Raw genomic sequence first — 4,348 nt, 5'->3', positions numbered from 1 at the left:
AATTAAGCCAGAAGGCCTTGCTTATTTGCGTTGCCACAGGCGGTCGCCAGGGTGAAACAGGAAAAACGGGACGCAAACAGTTTTGCGTCACGCCTGTTTCACGCCACGAGCTCTGCGAGCGGCCGGACAAGATGGTCCGCTGTCGCCTGACCCAAACCCCTGGGAAGGGTGAGCACAAAAACGTCGCGAACGAACTGGAACGGCGCAGCCGGCCCGAAGGGTGGAGGGCAGGAGGCCCGCAATAATGTAGTTCACCGCCCACGAATTCAGAACAAACCCGCTTTTAAAATCCCACAACGAACACCCCATAGACGATCCCGTCAACACCCAACCAATTCCACCTACCTTTTAACCCCCTATTTGGCTATAATGCAGCCCGTTTTTACAGCAGTTTTGGGTGTGGTTTGATTTTAGTCCGTGTGGTGCAATATATTTGGTTCAGAATGATCCGGCTTGGCTGGCGTTCATGGTTGAAATTGACACCATTAATGTTGTTAACCTTGATCCTGATCTCCACTTTTGTTACCCCAATCCCTGATCAGCAGTACCATTTCCCAGATGAAAATACGGCAAACAGCAATTTTCATGTCGTTGAATTTAACGACCAAGGTCAGCCTCATGACTTAAAGCAGCAGCAGGCGTTGTTTGATCGTATTAAAAAGCCAGACTCTGCCACCGCAGAGTTAGTGATTTTTGTGCATGGCTGGCATCAGAATGCGGCACCTACAGATTCAAACTTCGTTGCTTTTCAAAGGTATATCAAAGAGTTACAGCAAGTTGCTCCTCAGCGGAACCTGATAGGTCTTTATCTGGGTTGGCGTGGTGATAAATACGACCCGCTCTGGCTGGATGAATCTTACAAAGCGGAAGGCTGGATGGAACCGCTAGACTTCCCTACTATTTTCCAGCGTAAAAGAGTATCGCGTCTGGTTGGCGAACAAGGAGTCAGTCAGTTATTGGACAAGCTCGATGCCGTGGTTGAGCAAGGCCAGTTAAAACGTTACATCTTTATTGGCCATAGCTTAGGTGGTTCTGTGGCTTTGCACGCCAGTAAAGAGCGGGTAAAAAAAGCCATAGATTTGGGTAAAGACAATCCGAATTTGTATTTACTGCTCAACCCGGCGGTAACTGCCAAAGAGTATAAGCCACTCGACACATTATTAAGCGTCGACAGGCAAAAGCCCAGTATGGTGGTATTGCAGTCCAAAGGTGATTTTGCAGTCAAAGAAGCTTTTAACTTCTTAAAAGACGGTGAACAGGCGGTGGGTAATTCCTGGGCTATCACTCACGATATTGATAAGTGCCCAAGAGGCAATTGTGAAACGCCAATCCTGCTGCATAGCAGTTTAGCGCAGCATGACGCTATACCAGGTTGCATGATGCAGCTGAATCGTTCTGGTTGGCGTATCCGTGCCAGGGTGCAGGCTCGTCGTACTATTCAGAGTTGTGATGACGCTAATATGCAGGCGGTCTGGGTATTGGCTGTGTCCGATGATATTATTTTTGGTCACAATGGCATTCTGACGCCCAGCCATGCCGGTGCTTTAGCTGAGATTTTAAGCTTGATTGATTACCATAGAAACCAGATCCCAGAGGCGATTTAACAGGCTTAGTGCCACAAAATCAGCACTGTGCCAGCTACTGTCAGGCTGGCACCTAGCCAGGCTCCTAAAGCAGGGCGTCTTTTATAAACTAACCATAATAAAGGCACGACCAGCACAGGGCTGACAGAAGACAACATACCTATTAAACCCGCATCCCCTGTTTTTAAGGCCTGTAAAATTAGTGTCATGCCAATCACCATCGACAGTCCCGCATTCACAAACACCATGGCGAATATTTTTTTCGTCATAGGTAAATAAACCCGAGCCACTTTAAATCCTGCCCAGAACAGTAGCAAATGAGCAAATAAGGCGACTGTCATCCGCACCGCCGAGGCACTGATCGCATCTATATTTGTTTCCATCAACGGCTTCAACATTAAAGTTGAAGCAGCCTGACAAACTGCTGAAGTTAAACCTAAGGCTATACCAGAGCGAAGCTGGGATTGATTTGACTCCCAATGATGCTGCTCTTCCGCTCTGCGGCCAAGCACTATAGCGGTCATCACCCCTGAACTTAATAAACCACAACCTACTAAAGTCCAGCCCCAAATGGATTCGCCTAAAAACAGATAAGCCAGCAGTACTGAAAACATCGCATGAGTAGCAAAAAGCACTCCTGCGCGACGGGGGCCTAATCTATTCATTGAAGCAAATAACGAGGTATCGCCTATTAAGATCCCAATAAGCGCTGATATGGCTAACAGTGGTACCTGAGACATGGCTAAAGTGCTGATACTACCGCTGGCAAAAGCCCAGAGCCATAACATGCTTGCTGCGCAAGCCAGGCGCCAGCGGGTAAAGGCAAAAGCACCTAAATGACTGGAAGCAGTGGCGGATAATAAACTACCAACAGCCCAGCAGACCGCCGCCAATAAAGCTAAGTATTCAAAAGGCACTAATAAATTCCTGAAGATAAATAACGATCACCGCGGTCGCAGATAATGGCGACTATCACGGCATTATCCAGCTGCTCAGCCAGACGCAATGCTGCATAAACAGAACCACCTGAACTAACACCACAAAAGATGCCTTCCTGCTGCGCCAACTGGCGCATCGTTGTTAAGGCTTGATCGGCGGTAATATCGATGATCTGATCAACCCGCTGCTTTTCATAAAAGCCGGGTAAATAAGCCTCTGGCCAACGACGAATACCCGGAATGCTGCTACCTTCGGTGGGTTGCAGGCCTATGATTTGAATCGCAGAGTTCTGTTGTTTTAAATAGCGTGATACCCCCATGATGGTGCCTGTAGTGCCCATACTGGAAATAAAGTGAGTGACTTTGCCCTGACTTTGTTGCCAAATCTCTGGACCAGTAGAAGTAAAGTGTGCCGCTGGATTATCTCTGTTATTAAACTGGTCCAGAACTAAACCTTGACCATCAGCCTGCATTTGTTTAGCTAAATCGCGGGCATATTCCATGCCTTGCTCTTTGCTAACCAGTATCAGCTCAGCACCATAAGCCCGCATCGAGGCTTTACGCTCTTCTGTCATATTGTCCGGCATAATCAGCTTCATTTTATAGCCTTTGATGGCAGCTGCCATCGCCAGCGCTATGCCGGTATTGCCGCTGGTGGCTTCAATCAGGCAATCGCCTGGTTTAATGTCTCCGCGTGTTTCTGCTTGTTGCAACATAAAAAGCGCTGGCCTGTCTTTAACAGAACCCGCCGGATTATTCCCTTCGAGTTTTACCAGCACAGTGCTTTGGGTGTGATTGGCCATACGCTGTAAACGCACTAAAGGTGTCTGACCAACATAGTCTTCTAGAGTAGGGAACATAAGACCTCTGTGGAGCAAAAGAAACTGTGCTTAGTGTAGCGGATCCGGTGCTCTGCTTACAGACGGATCCGCTATAACTCAGAACGCCGAAGAGGCGGAAAGACGCTTGAAGTTGTCACACAAAATAGCAGTGGCTATACCCACATTCAGCGACTCAGTATCGCTAAAAGCAGGAATGGTGACAGGGTGACTGATCACAGGCTTCAGTGCAGCGCTAATACCATTGGCTTCGTTTCCCATCACCAGATAACCACCCGCTTTACTGAGCTTTAGTTGATGCACAGACTCCCCTTCGAGATAAGCGCCATACACCGGCATTGTGCTTTGCTCTAAAACAGGCAATAACTCCTGGTAATACATGTGCACACGCAAAAATGAGCCTTTAGCCGCCGCTATTACTTTGGGATTGTATAAATCCACTGTGTCAGGCGAACAGAGAATGTGACGAATGCCATACCAATCGGCAACGCGGATAATAGTGCCTAAATTACCAGGGTCGTTGATTTGATCCAATACCAATACCCAATCGCCTGGTTGTTCTTTAAACGCTTGGGAGTCTGGAATTTCTGCCACAGCCAGAGCGGCGTTATTGCTGCTAAAAGTACCGACCTGCACTAACTCATGTTCAGTGCATTGCTGTACCAAATCGGCTTTAGCGCAAAGAGCATGATGCTGCTGCAAAAACTGTTCAGTGCCAAACACAGCACGCACTTTCCAGGCGCTATGCAGCAATTCCAGCACTGACTTTTCGCCTTCGACAAAAAACAGCTGTTCTGCTTTGCGGTATTTTTTTTGTTGCAGGGAGCGAATTAACTTCGACCATTTCTGACTAATCATAAACCCTTCTTACTTGAAGCCGCAGCCGCGTTGACTGCGCGCTCTCACCCCGGTCACATAGTGGCCTATGCTCCCGGGGACTCGTTTACTTGTCGCCTTGCTGCAACTCCAATTAACTTGGGTTACACCT

The 4,348-nt window shown here is 48.0% G+C and carries 5 protein-coding genes; 2 read left to right on the top strand and 3 right to left on the bottom strand.

What is annotated here, in order from left to right:
* Positions 1–245, top strand: a 245-nt coding sequence (locus tag IEW88_RS18755; protein ID WP_229670627.1) for a hypothetical protein, incomplete at its 5' end; no start/stop codon positions are given.
* A gap of 159 nt (positions 246–404) precedes the next feature.
* Positions 405–1,604, top strand: a complete 1,200-nt coding sequence (locus IEW88_RS18570) for an alpha/beta fold hydrolase (protein ID WP_229670626.1) — start codon at positions 405–407, stop codon at positions 1,602–1,604.
* Between the two features lie 5 nt (positions 1,605–1,609).
* On the opposite strand, the gene IEW88_RS18565 is transcribed toward IEW88_RS18570, so the two are convergent.
* From IEW88_RS18565 to IEW88_RS18555, 3 genes are all read right to left on the bottom strand, one after another.
* On the bottom strand, positions 1,610–2,500 hold the full coding sequence (locus IEW88_RS18565) for a DMT family transporter (protein WP_147905396.1): 891 nt from the start codon (positions 2,498–2,500) through the stop codon (positions 1,610–1,612).
* Positions 2,500–3,381 (bottom strand): cysteine synthase CysM, encoded by an 882-nt coding sequence (gene cysM, locus IEW88_RS18560; RefSeq protein WP_147905397.1) that lies wholly within the window; start codon positions 3,379–3,381, stop codon positions 2,500–2,502. The genes IEW88_RS18565 and cysM overlap by 1 nt, the downstream gene beginning before the upstream one ends.
* A gap of 78 nt (positions 3,382–3,459) precedes the next feature.
* Entirely contained in the window at positions 3,460–4,218 is a 759-nt protein-coding gene (locus tag IEW88_RS18555) for a TrmH family RNA methyltransferase (protein WP_147905398.1), read from the bottom strand.
* Positions 4,219–4,348: the final 130 nt, after the last annotated feature.

This window comes from Rheinheimera tangshanensis, from assembly GCF_014645135.1.
GTDB classification, from domain to species: domain Bacteria; phylum Pseudomonadota; class Gammaproteobacteria; order Enterobacterales; family Alteromonadaceae; genus Pararheinheimera; species Pararheinheimera tangshanensis.
This window is presented reverse-complemented; position numbering and strand designations above follow the sequence as displayed.

Excerpts from the sequence above, each read along its gene's own strand:
- cysM (WP_147905397.1), bottom strand. The coding sequence starts at position 3,381 with ATGTTCCCTACTCTAGAAGACTATGTTGGTCAGACACCTTTAGTGCGT.
- IEW88_RS18555 (WP_147905398.1), bottom strand. The coding sequence starts at position 4,218 with ATGATTAGTCAGAAATGGTCGAAGTTAATTCGCTCCCTGCAACAAAAA.